16 protein-coding genes are annotated in these 16,921 nt (G+C 58.4%); 4 read left to right on the top strand and 12 right to left on the bottom strand.

What is annotated here, in order from left to right; translation table 11 throughout:
- Positions 1–54: 54 nt before the first annotated feature.
- From ispH to murJ, 6 genes are all read right to left on the bottom strand, one after another.
- A complete protein-coding gene (gene ispH / locus Q675_RS32625; RefSeq protein ID WP_023011691.1) occupies positions 55–1,008 on the bottom strand; it encodes a 4-hydroxy-3-methylbut-2-enyl diphosphate reductase in 954 nt (317 codons plus the stop codon).
- 2 nt (positions 1,009–1,010) lie between these two features.
- Positions 1,011–1,463 (bottom strand): FKBP-type peptidyl-prolyl cis-trans isomerase, encoded by a 453-nt coding sequence (gene fkpB, locus Q675_RS32620; protein WP_023011690.1) that lies wholly within the window; start codon positions 1,461–1,463, stop codon positions 1,011–1,013.
- Between the two features lie 5 nt (positions 1,464–1,468).
- The gene (gene lspA / locus Q675_RS32615; RefSeq protein ID WP_011784381.1) at positions 1,469–1,990 is read right to left on the bottom strand and encodes a signal peptidase II; all 522 of its coding nucleotides are present in this window, start codon (positions 1,988–1,990) and stop codon (positions 1,469–1,471) included.
- Entirely contained in the window at positions 1,990–4,809 is a 2,820-nt protein-coding gene (gene ileS, locus Q675_RS32610; RefSeq protein WP_023011689.1) for an isoleucine--tRNA ligase, read from the bottom strand. Before ileS ends, lspA begins: the two co-directional genes overlap by 1 nt.
- A 33-nt stretch (positions 4,810–4,842) precedes the next feature.
- On the bottom strand, positions 4,843–5,811 hold the full coding sequence (gene ribF, locus Q675_RS32605) for a bifunctional riboflavin kinase/FAD synthetase (RefSeq protein ID WP_023011688.1): 969 nt from the start codon (positions 5,809–5,811) through the stop codon (positions 4,843–4,845).
- Positions 5,812–5,929: 118 nt separating this feature from the next.
- Positions 5,930–7,516 (bottom strand): murein biosynthesis integral membrane protein MurJ, encoded by a 1,587-nt coding sequence (gene murJ, locus Q675_RS32600; protein WP_081698877.1) that lies wholly within the window; start codon positions 7,514–7,516, stop codon positions 5,930–5,932.
- Between the two features lie 266 nt (positions 7,517–7,782).
- On the opposite strand from murJ, the gene rpsT reads away from it, so the two are divergent.
- Positions 7,783–8,052 carry a 30S ribosomal protein S20 gene (gene rpsT, locus Q675_RS32595; RefSeq protein WP_011784377.1) on the top strand — a complete coding sequence of 90 codons (270 nt, stop codon included), beginning with the start codon at positions 7,783–7,785 and terminating at the stop codon, positions 8,050–8,052.
- Between the two features lie 66 nt (positions 8,053–8,118).
- On the opposite strand, the gene proB is transcribed toward rpsT, so the two are convergent.
- The 4 genes from proB to rplU form a co-directional block, all read right to left on the bottom strand.
- Entirely contained in the window at positions 8,119–9,243 is a 1,125-nt protein-coding gene (gene proB / locus Q675_RS32590) for a glutamate 5-kinase (protein WP_023011686.1), read from the bottom strand.
- A gap of 30 nt (positions 9,244–9,273) precedes the next feature.
- Complete coding sequence (gene cgtA, locus Q675_RS32585) at positions 9,274–10,467, bottom strand: Obg family GTPase CgtA (protein ID WP_011784375.1); 1,194 nt, start codon at positions 10,465–10,467, stop codon at positions 9,274–9,276.
- A gap of 136 nt (positions 10,468–10,603) precedes the next feature.
- Positions 10,604–10,864: a 50S ribosomal protein L27 gene (rpmA, locus tag Q675_RS32580; RefSeq protein WP_011784374.1), complete on the bottom strand. Its 261-nt coding sequence runs from the start codon at positions 10,862–10,864 to the stop codon at positions 10,604–10,606.
- A gap of 35 nt (positions 10,865–10,899) precedes the next feature.
- Positions 10,900–11,211 carry a 50S ribosomal protein L21 gene (gene rplU, locus Q675_RS32575; RefSeq protein WP_011784373.1) on the bottom strand — a complete coding sequence of 104 codons (312 nt, stop codon included), beginning with the start codon at positions 11,209–11,211 and terminating at the stop codon, positions 10,900–10,902.
- A gap of 241 nt (positions 11,212–11,452) precedes the next feature.
- Between rplU and ispB the strand changes: the two genes are divergently transcribed.
- A complete protein-coding gene (gene ispB, locus Q675_RS32570; protein WP_023009250.1) occupies positions 11,453–12,421 on the top strand; it encodes an octaprenyl diphosphate synthase in 969 nt (322 codons plus the stop codon).
- Positions 12,422–12,435: 14 nt separating this feature from the next.
- Here the strand turns inward: ispB and Q675_RS32565 are convergent, their stop codons facing one another.
- Entirely contained in the window at positions 12,436–13,422 is a 987-nt protein-coding gene (locus Q675_RS32565; RefSeq protein ID WP_023011685.1) for a glutathione S-transferase family protein, read from the bottom strand.
- Between the two features lie 152 nt (positions 13,423–13,574).
- Here Q675_RS32565 and Q675_RS32560 point away from each other — a divergent pair, with 152 nt between their 5' ends.
- Both Q675_RS32560 and Q675_RS32555 read left to right on the top strand, forming a co-directional pair.
- The gene (locus Q675_RS32560) at positions 13,575–14,495 is read left to right on the top strand and encodes a LysR substrate-binding domain-containing protein (RefSeq protein ID WP_023011684.1); all 921 of its coding nucleotides are present in this window, start codon (positions 13,575–13,577) and stop codon (positions 14,493–14,495) included.
- Positions 14,496–14,577: 82 nt separating this feature from the next.
- Positions 14,578–16,104: a WS/DGAT/MGAT family O-acyltransferase gene (locus Q675_RS32555; RefSeq protein WP_023011683.1), complete on the top strand. Its 1,527-nt coding sequence runs from the start codon at positions 14,578–14,580 to the stop codon at positions 16,102–16,104.
- A 25-nt stretch (positions 16,105–16,129) separates the two neighbouring features.
- On the opposite strand, the gene Q675_RS32550 is transcribed toward Q675_RS32555, so the two are convergent.
- A complete protein-coding gene (locus tag Q675_RS32550; RefSeq protein ID WP_023011682.1) occupies positions 16,130–16,777 on the bottom strand; it encodes a DUF2057 family protein in 648 nt (215 codons plus the stop codon).
- Positions 16,778–16,921 lie beyond the last annotated feature (144 nt).

Genomic DNA, 16,921 nt, shown 5'->3' with positions numbered 1-16,921 from the left:
TCACGCTTTTTTGTTGTCTGGGCAGACCGAGGATCTTGTTAGCGCTTATTGGCACTATCCCACATTCACCGCATCAATCCGCAATTCCTTAGGCATAGAAAACACGATATTCTCCTCCCGACCGGCAATCTCCTGCGGCTCTTCCCCACCCAATTCCTTCAAGCGGTTAATCACATCCGCCACCAGCACTTCAGGCGCAGAAGCCCCGGCCGTCACGCCCACCGCTTTCTTGCCTTCCAGCCACTGCTTGTCGATTTGCGATGCTTCATCAATCAGGAAAGCCGGGGTGCCCATACGCTCCGCCAGTTCCCGCAGGCGGTTGGAGTTGGAGCTGTTGGGGGAGCCCACCACCAGCATGATGTCGCAGTCTCCGGCCAGTTGTTTTACGGCATCCTGCCGGTTCTGGGTGGCGTAGCAGATGTCGTCTTTGCGGGGGCCTTCGATTTCCGGGAATTTGGCGCGCAGGGCGTCGATGACCCGGGCGGTGTCGTCCATAGAGAGAGTGGTCTGGGTGACGTAGGCGAGGCGGCTGGGGTCTTTGACTTCCAACTTTTTTACGTCGGCCTCGTCTTCCACCAGGTAGATATCGCCGCCGTTGCTGTGGTCGTACTGGCCCATGGTGCCTTCCACTTCCGGATGGCCGTGGTGGCCGATGAGGATGCACTCGCGGCCGTCGCGGCTGTAGCGCATCACTTCCATATGCACCTTCGTCACCAGCGGGCAGGTGGCGTCGAACACTTTCAGGCCGCGGCGGGAAGCTTCGTTCTGTACCGCCTGGGAGACGCCGTGGGCGCTGAAGATCACCAGTTTGTCGTCGGGCACTTCGTCCAACTCGTCGACAAAGATCGCGCCCCGGTTGCGCAGGTTGTCTACCACGAATTTGTTGTGGACCACTTCGTGGCGCACGTAGATGGGCGCTCCGAACACGTCCAGCGCGCGGTTTACAATTTCTATGGCACGGTCTACGCCGGCACAGAAGCCACGGGGGTTAGCGAGTCGGATTTGCATAATCAGTGTGTCGGCCCTGCTGGTTCAACATCAAGTATCTGTACTTCAAAACTCAGTGTATGCCCTGCCAGCGGGTGATTAAAGTCCACATCCACCTGGTCACCTTCTACCCGCTTGATCACACCGGGCAGTTCCTGCTGGCGCGCGTCGGCGAAGGAAATCACCACACCCGGCTCCAGAACCATGTCAGCACTGAATTCGTGGCGCTTGAAGGTCTGGATATTGCTGGGGTTGTGCTGGCCGAAGGCTTTTTCCGGCGGCACTTCAAAGGTTTTGTGGTCGCCGGCTTTCAGGCCCATCAGGTAGGCTTCGAAATTTTCCGGCAGGTTTTCATCACCGATTTCCAGGGTAGCCGGCTCTTTGTCGAAGGTGGAATCCACAGTTTCGCCGTCTTCAAACTTCAGGGCGAAGTGCAGTTTTACTCGGGTTCCCTTATCGATGGGCAGTTCTTTCATGGGGTTCAGTTGCTCCTGTCAGCATCGCCGCTGGCACCAGCGGGTTTGCGGAATGCATCGATGATCATCATGGCAGCACCAATGGTGATGGCGGTGTCAGCCAGGTTAAAGGCCGGGAAATGCCAGTCCTGCCAGTAGAAATGCAGGAAGTCCACCACGTAACCATGCACCACCCGGTCGTATACGTTGCCGATGGCGCCACCGAGGATCAATACGATGGCAATCGCGGTCCAGGTTTCATCGGCTTTGAGTTTTCTCAGCCAGCCCACCAGCACCACACTGACCACGACCGCCAGGGCGACAAAGAACCAGCGCTGCCAGCCGGCGGCATCGGCCAGGAAGCTGAATGCCGCGCCAGTGTTGTGCAGTAACGTCAGGTTGAAACTGGGCAGTACCGGTACCGGGTCACCGTAGGTCAGCATAGCCGTAGCTATGGCTTTGGTGCCCAGATCAATGGCGATGACCAGCACCGCCAGCCACAGCCATTTCAGTTTACTGCCAGTGCTTTCAGTCATGACCGCATCCATCAGGCGTATGCACGGGTTTCACCCGGGCCTTCCACATTGGTCACGCAACGGCCACACAGATCGCTGTACTGCTCGTTCTGCCCCACGTCTTCACGGTGGTGCCAGCAGCGCTCGCACTTGGCGTGAGTCGCCGGGGTCACCTTCACCAGCAGACCTTCCAGGTTGGTTTGCTCTACGCCGGCCGCTTCGCTCACCGGCCTAACGGTGGCTTCAGAGGTGATCAGCACAAAGCGCAACTCTTCACCAAGATAGTTCAGACGCTCGGCCAGGCTACCTTCGCAGTAAAGAGTCACTTCCGCGCTCAATGAGCCTTTGATTTCACCTCGGGCACGGACTTCTTCCAGGCACTTGTTGACCGCCTCTTTCACAGCGTAGATTTCACGCCAGTAGTCACGGCCTAACTCGAAGCCTTCAGGCAGCGCACTCAAGCCCTCGTACCAGGTTTCGTAGAACACGGTGTCGCCGCGCTTGCCCGGCAGGTGTTGCCAGATTTCGTCGGCGGTGAAGCTCAGGATTGGCGCAATCCAGCGCACCAGGGCTTCGGCTACATGATAGAGCGCGGTCTGGCAGGAACGTCGCGCCAGGCTGTCGGCCTGGGTGGTGTACTGGCGGTCCTTGATGATATCCAGGTAGAAGCCGCCCAGGGTGGCTTCACAGAAGCTGTACACTTTCTGGTAAATCTTCAGGAAGGCATAGTTGCCGTAGTCTTCGTGCAGTTCGTTCTGGAGCTGCAGGGCGCGGTCGACCATCCAGCGGTCCAGGGCAATCATGTCTTCAGGCGCTACCATGTGCTGTTCCGGATCAAACCCGGTCAGGTTGCTCAACAGGAAGCGTGCAGTGTTGCGGATACGGCGATAGCCGTCTGCAGTCTGGCGCAGGATATCCTTGGAAACGCTCATCTCACCGCTGTAGTCGGTGGCAGAGACCCACAAACGCAGGATGTCTGCCCCCAGCTCGTTCATGACTTCCTGTGGGGCGATAACGTTACCCAGGGACTTGGACATCTTGTAGCCCTTGGCATCCACAGTGAAACCGTGAGTAAGCACCTGTTTGTACGGCGCCACGCCATTCATGGCGATGGAGGTTTTCAGGGATGACTGGAACCAGCCACGGTGCTGGTCGGAGCCTTCCAGGTACATATCGGCCGGGAACTGGCCCAATTCTTCACGTACCCGCAATACAGAGTCATGGGTGACACCCGAGTCAAACCAGACGTCCAGGGTATCCAGCACTTTTTCGTACTGGTCAGCATCGGCGCCCAGCAGTTCGTTCTGGTCAATGTCGTACCAGGCATCAATGCCGCCGGTTTCCACCGCCTGGGCGACTTTCTCGATCAGCTCCTGGGTGTTCGGGTGCAGCTCCTGGGTTTCCTTATGGATAAACAGGGTGATCGGCACGCCCCACGTGCGCTGACGAGAAATACACCAGTCCGGGCTCTGCTCGAACATGGCCTCGATGCGATTCTGGCCCCAGGCCGGCACCCAGCGCACGCCTTTGATGGCTTCCAGGGCATCGGCGCGCAGGTTAAGCTTGTCCATGCTGATGAACCACTGGGGCGTAGCCCTGTAGATCAGCGGGGTCTTGGTGCGCCAGCAGTGCGGGTAGCTGTGGCGGAATTTTTCCGAGCGTACCAGCTTGCCTTCGCGTTCCAGCGCGGCGCATACCGGCTCATCGGCCTTGTATACGTGCACACCAGCGAATTCGCCGGCCGCGTCGGTATAGGTGCCGTCGGCTTTCACCAGGTTGAGGGTGCCAATGCCGTATTCCTTACCCACCACGAAGTCTTCCATACCATGGTCAGGCGCTGTGTGTACTGCACCGGTACCGGCGTCCAGGGAAACGTGGTCACCCAGCAGCACAGGCACTTGCTTGTCGTACACCGGATGTTGCAGCAACTGGTTTTCCAGTGCGGAACCGGAGACGTTGGCCAGCACATTGTAGTCTTCCACACCCCAGCGAGCCATGATGCCCTGCACCATGGCCGTGGCCAGAATCATTCGCTCAGCGCCGTGGCCGACATCTAACTGTACCAGTGCGTATTCAATATCGGCACCGATGGACACCGCCTGGTTCGCGGGAATCGTCCAGGGAGTCGTGGTCCAGATCACCAGGGATACATCGCCCTCACCTTCGCTGGTTCCGAAGGTTTTCAGTACGGCGTCCTGATCCACGACAGTGAAGCGCACGTCAATCTGGGTTGAGGTTTTGTCCTGGTATTCAACTTCGGCTTCTGCCAGTGCGGACTGACCAACCACACTCCAGTAAACCGGCTTGAATCCACGCACCAGGTGGCCCTTGGCCACGATCTTGCCCAGCGCCCGCACGATGCCCGCTTCTACTTTCGGGTCCATGGTCAGGTAGGGCTTGTCCCACTCACCCATCACGCCCAGGCGGATAAAGTCGGCCTTCTGGCCTTCGATCTGTTTGGTGGCGTAGTCTCGGCAGGCCTGGCGGAAGGTTTTGTAGTCCACCTTCACGCCGGCCTTGCCGATTTCCTGCTCAACCTTGTGCTCGATGGGCAGACCGTGGCAATCCCAGCCCGGCACGTAGGGTGCGTCGTAGCCCATGAAACTGCGGGATTTCACGATCATGTCTTTCAGGATCTTGTTGACCGCATGCCCGATGTGAATGCTGCCGTTAGCGTAGGGAGGGCCATCGTGCAGGATGAACTTCTCACGACCTTGGCGCTGCTTGCGCAGATTGCCGTAAACGTTCAGGTCCTGCCAGTGCTTGAGCATGTCCGGCTCGCGCTTGGCCAGGTTACCGCGCATGGGGAACGCGGTTTCCGGCAGATTCAGGGTATGCTTGTAGTCGCTCATGTCTGTGTGCGTACTCTTGGTTGGTCAGTTGAATCAGGTTTCCGGGGTGGCGGGGTTCTCCGCCAACCAGGCCCGGGCATGCTCAAAATCCCGGGCGATCTGTTGCCGAAGTTCGTCAACAGAGTCGAATTTCACTTCGTCCCGCAGGCCATGGCGGAACACGACTTCCAGGTGCTGGCCATAAAGTGTGCCAGCAAAGTCAAACAGGTGCACTTCCAGCGATGGTCGCTTGCCATCTACCGTGGGGCGCAGGCCGATGTTCGCCACGCCATCACGCCATTCCCCGGTATCGAGCCGGGCCCTCACCACGTAAACCCCTCTCAGCGCCGGCATCTGATGCAGCAGGATATTGGCGGTGGGCGCGCCGATCTGCCGGCCCAGCTGCCGGCCATATACCACCCGCCCATGGACCCGGTAAGGGTGCCCCAGCAGTCGCTCGGCTTCCTCAAGTCCGTTCACATTCAGGGCGTTGCGCACCCGTGTGCTACTCACCCGCTCTCCGTCCACGACAACGGTGCGGGTATTCTCAACTGTAAAGCCCCGTTCCTGCCCCACGCTTTGCAACAGCCTGAAGTCGCCGGCCCGGTCGCAGCCGAAGCGGAAGTCATCGCCCACCACCAGGTGACGAACCCCAAGGCCATGGATCAGCACATCCTCGATAAAGCCCATGCCGGAATAGCTGCGGAAGGTTTCGTCAAAGCGGATACACAGCACCACATCAACGCCTTCGCCAAGCAGAGCTTCAAATTTCTGGCGAAACGGCATCAACCGGGGAGGCGCTTCCGCCCCCTTGAAAAATTCCTGGGGCTGAGGCTCGAAGATCATCACCACAGACGGCAGGTTAAGTGCCTGAGCCTTGCCTCTGACCTGATCGATGATGGTCTTGTGGCCCCGATGAACGCCGTCAAAGTTGCCGATAGTGGCCACACACCCATCGGCCAGCGGAGAATCCGCACTTCCCGCGATACGCTTGAGATTGGTCAGGCCTCGAATCAGACGCATGTACTGCGAACCCTAATGCTGCCAATGGCTTTCGGCGCGCCGGCGCGAACGCGCGACGCACTGGTGAGAAAACGCGCGATTATACCCCAGGAGCGGGCGTGGTAGAAATGACGACGCCTTACTTCTGGCGGAATTGCCGCACGCGGACACCTGCAAGGGCCAGCGCAATAAAATAGGCGAGAACCCCAGCCACAACCAGAATCGTCATTTCCGAAGCCCTCTGCAGGCCAGTAAAGGCCAGCCATTGGCCAACCGGCACGTTCAGCCAGAGGATCACCGCTGCCAGCGCGCTGTTCGCAACCGCCAGCTGCATCAGGAACTTCGGCCAGCCCGACTGGCTTTTCCAGGCGCCTTCCTTGCGAAGTCCGCGCCAGAGCAGATAACCGTTGAGCCAGGCAGAAAGCGATGTCGCCAGCGCAAGCCCGGCATGCGCCAGCGGCACGATCAGCGCCAGGTTAAACACCATATTGGCGACCATGGCGATCACACCAATCTTTACCGGGGTTCTGGTATCTTCCCGGGCGAAAAAACCCGGTGCCAGCACCTTGATCAACATGAACGCCAGCAAACCAGCAGAATAGGCCCGCAGACTTTGTGCTGACATCGCGACATCGCGATCGGTCACTTCGCCGTAGTGGAACAGAGTTGCGATCAAGGGCTCGGCCAGCAAAGCCAACGCCAGGGCGGCCGGCACGCCGATCAGCAGAACGGCACGCACAGCCCAGTCCAGGGTCGCCGCAAACTGGTCCGCAGATGCAGCCGCATGCTTGCGCGACAGACTGGGCAGAATCACCGTGGCGATCGCAATACCGAACACCCCCAATGGCAACTCCGACAAACGGTCGGAATAGTACAGCCAGGACACGCTCCCGGTTTGCAGGAAGGAGGCCAGCACGGTATCCAGTAACAGATTGATCTGGCTGACCGAAACCCCGAACAGCGCCGGCGCCATCAGCTTCAGGATACGGCTTACCCCTTCGTGCCGATAATCGATCCGGGGCCTGGGCAGAAGCCCGAGGCGCATCAGAAACGGCAACTGGAAAAACAACTGCAAGGCACCGGCAATGAAAACACCCCAGGCCAGGGCCATCACCGGCTCATCCATCACCGGTGTGAGGAAAATGGCCGCCGAAATCATGGCCAGATTCAGTAAGACCGGCGTGAAGGCCGGCACCGCAAACCGGTCATAACTGTTGAGAATGCCACCCGCAAAGGCGGTCAGGGAGATCAACAGCAGATACGGAAAGGTAATGCGCAGCATCTCGCTGGTGAGCGCAAACTTGACGTCGTCACCCAGAAAGCCTGGCGCAAACACCGCGGTCAGCACCGGCGAGCCGAGCATCGCAACAAGAGTTACCGCCAGAAGCACCAAACCCAGAGAACCGGCCACGGCGTCTACCAGGCGTTTCACTTGCGAAATATCCTGCGTTTCCCGATAGGATGACAACACCGGCACAAAAGCCTGAGAAAACGCACCTTCGGCAAATAGACGCCGGAGGAAGTTGGGAATCTTGAATGCCACAAAAAACGCGTCAGCCCCCGCTCCCGCGCCAAAATAGCGGGCAATCACCATATCCCGAACCAGACCCAACACCCGGGACAGCATGGTCATCATCCCGACCACGCCAGACGATCTCAACAATCCCGGCGCCCTGGGCGGCTCTGACTTCCCTGTTGAGGGTGGCTTTCGTTGTTCGGAAGACATGATTTCGGCGTCCAGAATCCTGAGTGGAAGCTACGGGCCATCTCGGTAATCCACAAGGCGGAGTAACGCCCCCCGGCCAGCCCCAGCGCTGCGATGCCGGAGTGTATCACAGGGCTTTGCAGGCGAGGCACGAACCGTGCGGTGGCCTTGACATTTCGGGCATTCAGCGGCATAGTTCCGCGTCATTTATTTCGACGCGCTGGTTTTGGCGCGCCCGCGATGTAAAAATTTCTTTTTTATAGCAACGAATTTTCAGGAGTTTTACGGTGGCAAATTCCCCGCAAGCCAAGAAGCGCGCTCGTCAGAACGAGAAAAACCGCAAGCATAACGCCAGCCTGCGTTCCATGGCACGCACCTACATGAAAAAGGTCGACGCCAAGATCAAGGCCGGTAACCACGATGAAGCCCAGGCTGCTCTGAAAGAAGCTCAGCCGATCATGGACAGCATGGTCAACAAAGGCATCTTCGCCAAGAACAAGATTGCTCGCCACAAGAGCCGTCTGAACGCCAAAATCAAGGCCCTGAAAAGCGCCTGATTCTGTGCGAAATAAAAAAACCGGCTAATCAGCCGGTTTTTTTGTGTCTGAATCAAGCAAAGAAGATCAAACCACCACCAGATTATCCCGATGGATCATCTCCTCATCGGACACATAGCCCAGAACATCGTTAATGCGATCACTGGACCGACCCGAGATGGCCCTGGCTTCATCAGCGTCATAGTTAACCAGCCCCCGCGCGATTTCTTTGCCAGCCAGATCAACACAGGAGACCATCTCCCCCCTCCGGAACTGCCCTGACACCGCCTTCACACCCACCGGCAACAGACTCCGTCCACCTTGGCGCAACACCTTCACCGCACCATCATCCAGCGTGAGCTTGCCCCGGGTTTGCAAGTGACTGGCAATCCACTGCTTTCTGGCCGCCAGCCGCCCCTGCTCCGGCAACAGCAAGGTGCCAATCACATCACCCTGGCGTAATCGGGCAATCACATGCTCAATCCGGCCACCAACAATCACGGTAAACGCGCCTGAGCGGGCCGCTAACCGGGCCGCCCTCAGCTTGGTCTGCATACCACCGCGCCCGAGCGCTCCGGCACCACCGCCGGCCATGGCATCCAGCTCGCGATCTTCCGCCCTGCGCTCGGTCACCAGCACAGCATCGCCGTGCTTGCGGGGGTCTTTATTAAACAGCCCCACCTGATCGGTCAGAATGATCAGACCATCCGCCTCAATCAGGTTCGCCACCAGCGCACCCAGGGTGTCATTATCACCAAAGCGGATCTCGTCGGTCACCACCGTATCGTTCTCGTTCACGATCGGCACCACACCGTAATCCAGCAACGTACGCAGGGTACTGCGGCCGTTCAGGTAACGCTTGCGGTCGGAGAGGTCGTCGTGGGTCAGCAGAATCTGCGCCGTATGGATATCATGGCGCTTGAACTGGGCCTCCCAGGTCTGCACAAGCCCCATCTGCCCCACAGCAGCCGCAGCCTGCAACTCGTGCAGGTGCTGGGGGCGAACGGTCCAACCAAGGCGACTCATGCCTTCGGCGACCGAGCCGGAGGACACCACCACCACCTCCACCCCTTCGGCAATCAGCTCTGCGATCTGATCTACCCACAACCCCAACGCGGCCACATCCAGGCCTTTGCCATCATTGGTCAGCAAGGCACTACCGATCTTGACCACCAGGCGGCGGGCCTGTCGAAGCTGAAGGCGTTCACTCATGATAGCGGTACGATCTCTTCCGTTAGTGAGTTATTCCGGTGCGTAAACCACTTCAACGTCGTAATCATCGTCGTCAAAGTCGTCGTCATCATCCGCGTTACGGGCCGCTCGGCGGGCCTGACGATCCGCCTCAATCTTCTGACGAGCCTCTTCGTCCATACGGCGCCTGCGCGCGGCTTCCTGCTCAGCGAAATCGGGATTGTCGGCTTCCTGCTCGGCCTGTTCCTCAATCCAGCGCATCACGGCCTGCACCAGAGGTTTGGTGCCCTCACCACTCAGCGCGGAAATGCGGAACACAGGCCCCTCCCAGCCAAGCTCATCAACAATGGCCTGACAATGGGCCTCACGATCTTCCTCGGCGACCATATCGACCTTGTTCAGCACCAGCCAACGAGGACGGCTGGCCAGCGTTTCACTGAACTTTTCGAGTTCGTGGGCAATCGCCCTGACCGCGTCGGCCGGGGACGAGCCGTCATAAGGAGCAACATCCACCAGGTGCAGCAACAAGCGCGTCCGGACCAGGTGCTTCAGGAAACGAATACCAAGCCCCGCACCCTCGGCTGCCCCCTCAATCAAACCAGGAATATCGGCAATAACAAAGCTTTGATGAGCCTGCACACTGACCACACCAAGATTCGGTACCAGGGTGGTGAAGGGATAATCCGCTACCTTCGGGCGCGCGGCGGAAACCGACCGGATGAACGTAGACTTGCCGGCATTGGGCAAACCCAGCAAACCGACATCGGCCAGAACCTTCAGTTCCAGACGCAGATTACGCGCCTCACCCTCAGACCCTTTGGAGGTCTGGCGCGGAGCACGATTAACGGACGACTTGAAACGGGTATTGCCAAGGCCATGAAAACCACCCTGAGCCACTTTCAGACGCTGACCTTCTTTGGTGAGATCTCCCAGCACTTCATGGGTATCCATATCCACCACTGTCGTGCCAACCGGCACCGGTAGCACCAGATCTTCGCCTTTAGTACCGGTGCAGTTACGGCCAGCGCCCGGCTCACCATTCTGGGCCTTGTATTTACGCTGGAAGCGGTAATCAATCAGGGTATTGAGTGCGCTGTCCGCCTCCAGATAGACGGAACCGCCATCCCCACCGTCACCGCCGTCGGGACCACCCTTTGGCACGTACTTTTCCCGCCGGAAGCTCAGGCAACCATGCCCGCCTTTACCGGCTTCAACAATGATGGTGGCTTCGTCTACAAATTTCATACGCCAAATGCCTTTGCATAAACTAAAAAGCCCCGCAGCCTCAAGGAAGCTTTGCGGGGCTCCGGATTCACCTGAGAACTGACTAAATCAGCATATCAGGCAAACCCAAGGTTCAACAGAACCGGATCGCCGCTGCTTACGCAGCCGGAACGATGCTTACGAACTTGCGGTTCTGCGGGCCTTTGGTTTCGAACTTCACCTGACCTTCCGCTTTCGCGAACAGGGTGTGGTCCTTGCCAATGCCTACGTTGCTGCCAGCGTGGAAACGGGTGCCACGCTGACGAACGATGATGCTGCCTGCAGATACAGACTCGCCACCGTAGCGCTTGACACCAAGTCGTTTCGACTCGGAATCGCGACCGTTACGGGTACTACCTGCTGCCTTTTTATGAGCCATTACCAGCCTCCTTCATTAAGGGGTTATTCGAGGGCTTAGCCCTGGATACCCGTGATCTTGACTTCAGTAAACCACTGACGGTGGCCCTGACGCTTCATGTGATGCTTACGACGACGGAACTTGATGATGTTCACTTTGTCGTGACGACCGTGGCTAACCACTTCTGCGGTCACCTTGGCACCTTCAACAACCGGAGCGCCAACTTTTACGTCGTCGCCATTGGCAACCAGAAGAACACGATCAAACTCAACGGAACCGCCGGTTTCAACTTCCAGCTTTTCCAGCTTCAGAGTTTCGCCTTCTTTTACACGGTGCTGCTTACCACCGCTAACAATAACTGCGTACATTCATAGTCTCCGCGATTGACCCATCCCTGCTCTTATCCACCTGGTTCTAAGGGAAGCGCTCTGGCGACCCTATTGCAGGGAGCGCAGGTTGGGATGAGTTGGGCGCGTGATTGTACGAAAACCCGTCGACCAATACAAGCCGGATTCCGGCTCAAGTTGACACTGTAAGCAGCAATACCTAGCATTGCCGCGACCTGCCCGAAAACTCAACGAAAACACCAGCAAGGGACTTACCGGCCCGATGACAGCCCAGCGCATCTACGACACCGTAGCGGATGATTTCAGCCGCGTTAACGACCTTATCATCAAGCGGCTCGCTTCCGATGTCCCGCTGGTTGAGAAAATCGCCCAGTACATTATCGAAAGCGGCGGCAAACGCCTGCGACCTTTGCTGGTTCTCCTGGCCAGCCAGGCCGCCGGCTACCAGAAAGACGATCATCTGAAGCTGGCTGCCGTGATTGAATTCCTGCATACCGCCACCCTGCTGCACGACGATGTGGTAGACACCTCCGATATGCGCCGCGGCCGCAGCACAGCCAACGCAAAATGGGGCAACGCGCCCAGCGTGCTGGTCGGCGATTTCCTCTATGCCCGGGCCTTCGAAATGATGGTCGAGCTGCAGAGCCTGCCGATCATGAACGTGCTGTCGCACGCCACGGCCGTTATTGCCGAGGGCGAGGTCATGCAGCTGATGAATGTGAAGAACCCGGACTTGAGCGAAGACCAGTATATGGTCGTTATCCACAACAAAACCGCCATGCTGTTTGAAGCCGCGTCCCACACGGGCGCCCTGCTGGCCGGAGCCAGCAGGGAACAGGAAAATGCCCTGAAAGACTATGGCAAACACCTCGGGCTGGCATTCCAGCTGGTTGATGACGTTCTCGATTATCAGGGCGATGCCGAAACCATGGGCAAGAACGTGGGAGACGACCTGGCGGAAGGCAAAACCACCCTGCCGCTGATCTACGCCATGGCCAATGGTAGCGAAGCCGAAAGGCAACTGATCCGCCAGGCCATCCGGAAGGGAGGGCTGGATGACCTGCCGAAGGTACTGGATATCGTTAAGGCGTCCGGTGCCATCGAATACACCATGACAAAAGCAAAAGAGCAGGCGCAGATCGCGAGAGACCTGCTGGCCTGCCTGCCGGGCTCTGAGCACCGGCAGGCGCTGGAATTATTGACCGAAGTGGCGGTAGCCCGGGTCAGCTAGTAGACCAGGCCCTTTCAGCCGAGATGTTCACGCCCGTGGGGTGCTTCGAATTCCAGCTCTGGCCCCACCGGCACAATCTGCGTTGGGTTAATGGTGCGCTGACTTACGTAGTAGTGACGCTTGATCTGGCCCAGATCCACGGTTTCAGCCACGCCCGGCACCTGATATAGCTCCCGCACATAGCCGGACAGATTCGGATAGTCGCGGATCTGCTGGCGGTTGCATTTGAAGTGGCTGTAATACACCGCATCAAATCGGATCAACGTGGTGAACAGCCGCCAATCGGCCTCGGTTAGCCGGTTACCGGTGAGATAGCGCTTCTCCGCCAGCCTTTCTTCCAGCCAGTCCAGGGAGTCGAACAGGGCCTGATAGGCCTCCTCATACTTGTCCTGCGCAGTCGCGAACCCTGCTTTGTAAACACCGTTGTTCACCGTGTGGTAAACCCGCTCATTCACCGCCTCGATGTCACCACGCAGGCTTTCCGGGTAGAAATCCCGGTCGTTATTCACGCCCTCAAGGCCATCAAAGGCGGAATTGAACATCCGGATAATATCTGCGGATTCATTACTGACAATGGTTTCGCGCTCTTTGTCCCACAACACCGGCACCGTGACCCGGCCAGAATAATGCGGGGCGGCACGGGTATAGATCTGGTGCATGAAGTCAAAATTATACAAGTCGTCTTGATGTTCTTTGCGACCGGGCCGGAACTCCCAGCCGTTTTCCACCATGTCCGGGTGCACGACAGACACCGAAATATGGCTCTCCAGACCTTTGAGCTTCCGGAAAATCAGGGTGCGGTGGGCCCAGGGGCAGGCCATGGAAACATACAAGTGATACCGGCCACTCACTGCAGGAAAACCACCCTCTCCGGCCGGCCCGGCGGAGCCGTCAGCGGTTACCCAGTTCCGGAACCGCGCCGCTTCGCGCTCAAACTTGCCGCCGGTTCTGCCCGTGTCATACCACTGATCGTGCCAACAGCCGTCAACCAACAAGCCCATAACTACCCTCCTGCGAGGTCAGCCACCATGACATTTGCCCTGATGAAGTGTGATGGGGCCGACCCGGTTCTGAATTAATAGAGACAGGCTAACGACTGTGCTGCTAGGCTGATAGCAAGCATTTCTGGCAAACACTTTCAGATTATTCGAACATGCATACAGCCATTACCATCGACGCACTCAAAGTACTGGACGCTATCGACCGCAAGGGCAGTTTTGCCGGTGCCGCCAGCGAACTGTTCCGGGTTCCCTCGGCCATCAGTTACACCATTCAGAAGCTTGAGGAAGACCTCAGCGTCAGTGTCTTTGACCGAACCGGCCACAAAGCCGTGCTCACGCCCGCCGGTCGTTACCTGCTGGAGGAAGGCCGCTCGCTGCTTGAAGCCGCCGAGAACCTGGCTCACTCTACCCGCCAGGTAGCTCAGGGCTGGGAAACCAGGCTTAGAATAGGATTCAACTCGCTGCTGCCGGCACAATGCCTGTTTCCGGCGATTGACGCTTTTTACCAATTGGGCGTTCCAGTGGATGTACAGGTGGTGGAGGAGGTCTTTGCAGGCGCCTGGGACGCCCTGCAAAGCCGGCGCGTCGACATGGTGATCGGCGCAGACCAGCTCAGCAAGCCCGCCGGAAGCTTTACCACCAAGCCACTGGGCGAGATACCTTTCGTCTTTGCCGTGGCGGCCAACCACCCTTTGGCCCAGGCAGAAGAACCCCTGACAGAAAGCGACATCGCCCCATTTCCCGCTGCCGTTGCCGCCGACACCTCCCGCGCGCTGCCACCCGGCCATGCCGGCATCTTCCGGCGCCAACGAACCTTGACCGTCACCAACATCGACCAGAAAATTGCCATACAGGAAGCAGGCCTTGGCGTTGGCTGGATGCCCTTGCCACGCATCCGGGAGGCACTGGCTTCAGGCCGGCTGGTGGCGAAAGCCGTGCACGAACCACGCCCCCCGATCGCCATTCACCTGGCCCGCCACAGTGAAGACAAAGGCAAGGCACTGATGTGGTTCTGGAATAGGCTGAGCGAAGACCAGAACCTCAGCCAGTGGCTCAAGCCTGCCGATTCCTGAGGCAAAGGGGCCAACCGGCGAATTCACGACCTGAAGTATACTGACCAGCCGAATACAACGAGAAACACAAGGAGTGCGTTCCATGCGTCAGCTGTCGGAACTGGATGCCTCGTTCCTGTATCTGGAATCGGACACCACACCGATGCACATCGGCGGCATTTATCTGTTCGATGCCAGCGGGCTGTCCAACCCACTGGCATTCAGCACCTTCGTCGCCTATCTGCGCAGCCGGCTCCACGTGGTACCTCTGTTCCGCCAGAAGCTGAAAGAAATCCCTCTCCGGCTTGGCCGCCCCTATTGGGTGGACGACGCCGATTTCAGCATCGAGCGGCACCTGGCCTACGTAAACCTTGGCGAACACGGCAAGCAGGCCAGCCTGATATCCCTGGCCTCGAAGATTCTTGAAGAGCCGCTGAAACGGGACCGACCACTCTGGCACATCACCTTTGTCGATGGTTTCCGGATCGACGATCCGGAGGGTGAAAAAGAAGGGTTTGCACTGATCGTGAAGCTGCACCATGCCGCCATTGACGCGTTTAGCGGTGAGGAAATCATGGGCAAGCTACTGGAGTACACACCCAGCCCGAGAACCATCACGCCACCACGTCCCTGGCTGCCAAGGCAGGAACCTTCAGAAGAGCGGGTTTTCCTGCAGGCCGGCGCCAACATGCTGAAAACGCCGATGCAGCTGGCCTCTCTGGCCTATAACGCCGCCGAAGCCACCACCCGTGGGCTGATCCAGAAGCAATTACACAAGCTGCCATTGCCACTGCCCTTGTTCACCGCGCCCCACAGCCCCTTCAACCGGCAGATTACCGCCAACCGGCGAATTATCTCAACCAGCGTGGACTTGTCCCGGCTCAAAGCCATCAAGGGCTCATTGGTCGACGTCACCCTGAATGATGTGGTCCTCGGCCTGTGTGCCGAATCCCTGGCCCGATACCTCGCCAACCAGAACATAGAAACGAAATCCTCGCTGGTCGCTATGACGCCGATCTCGGTTCGCTCCAGCAGTCTTCGCAAGGCCACGGGCAACCAGATGTCGGCCATGTTGCTGGACCTGGCCACCGCAGAACCCAACCCGGCAGCCCGGATCCGGCGAATTCACCGTAACGCGGTAGAATCGGAACCCTACCGTGAAGCCATAGCCGCGGACCGGCTGACCGAACTGCTGCCATCAACGCTGCTGGCACTGTCCGCCCGCCTGTATTCCGAGCTGCAGGTGGCACAGCGCTACCAGCCACTGTTCAATGTGCCGATTACCAACGTACCGGGTCCGCAGGTGCCGCTGTACCTGCAAGGTGCCCGACTGGTGCGCCAGTACAACAGCGCCCCCCTGTTCGACAGCCTCGGGCTGGTGATTGTCGCGGTCAGCTACCAGGGCCAGCTGACCCTGAACTTTACCCTTTGCCCGGACGTGGTCGCCGACAGCGATCAGCTACCGGAGCTGGTACATGACAGCCTGGAAGCGATAGAGAAAGCAGCAGTAGAGCTGGGCCCCGATCAGGGCCATGAGCAGTTTCCGGAACCACAACACAACCTGACCGATGATGTCCTGGCCTATGTAGAAAAACTGCTGAAAAGTGGGCTGGGCAAATTCAGAAGATAGCCGGGCCCGCAGGCCCGGCCCGGGATTATTCGAATGCCCAACGCAGAAAGGCTTTCTTCTCTTCGTCCGAAGCATCGGCCCAAATGGCTTTGAGCTGTTCCAGTGCGGTGCCGTCCTGGGTGCGCCCGACACTTTCTGCGTCAGACACCGGTACCGGAGTGCGGTTGGCTGTCAGCCGGGACTGTCCGTCCCATTCCTCAGATACCGCCACCACGGTACCGTTACCGGCAACAATCTTTGCCGAGAAGCTCTCCATCATGGCTTCGGCTTCCTGGCGGCTGCCCGGCTTATCAAACTCGAAACGGTAGACCGCGTCCGGGCTCGCCTCGAACCGCGCCACCTGAGGACCGCTCTCAATGACATGAACTTTGGATTCGCCGTTGCGCACCACACCGGCCTTGGCCCAGATGGTTTTATAGTTGAACACCACTTCGTTTTCACCAGGCAGCAAACCGTAATCCAGTGCCAGGTCGTCGATCAGGAAGTTAGTCATGCTCCGGCCATTCACGCTGACCACCTGTATCGCACCGGGCGCCTGAAGCACTGCCGGCTCCGTTGCCGCGGGCTGTTGGCCTTCCCAGGTATCGACCCTGGCCACGGTAGACGCACAACCCGCCATGACCACACTCACCAGAACAGCCAGCAACTTGAAAAGCCTTTGAACGTGACACATACTCACTTCATCTCCTTATCCATAGGGATGGCCGTTGGCACGGCCTGCAATGTTGAGGACAACTCTGCCAAGCATTCTGACCATCCGGGCGGATCAGAGCAAGGCACGCAACGGAATTCACTTTCACTGCAGGAAGGTCCGGAA

It is taken from the genome of Marinobacter sp. EN3 (assembly GCF_000475315.1).
GTDB lineage: Bacteria > Pseudomonadota > Gammaproteobacteria > Pseudomonadales > Oleiphilaceae > Marinobacter > Marinobacter nauticus.
The sequence above is the reverse complement of the archived record's forward strand: the minus strand, read 5'-3'. Positions and strand labels throughout refer to the sequence as shown.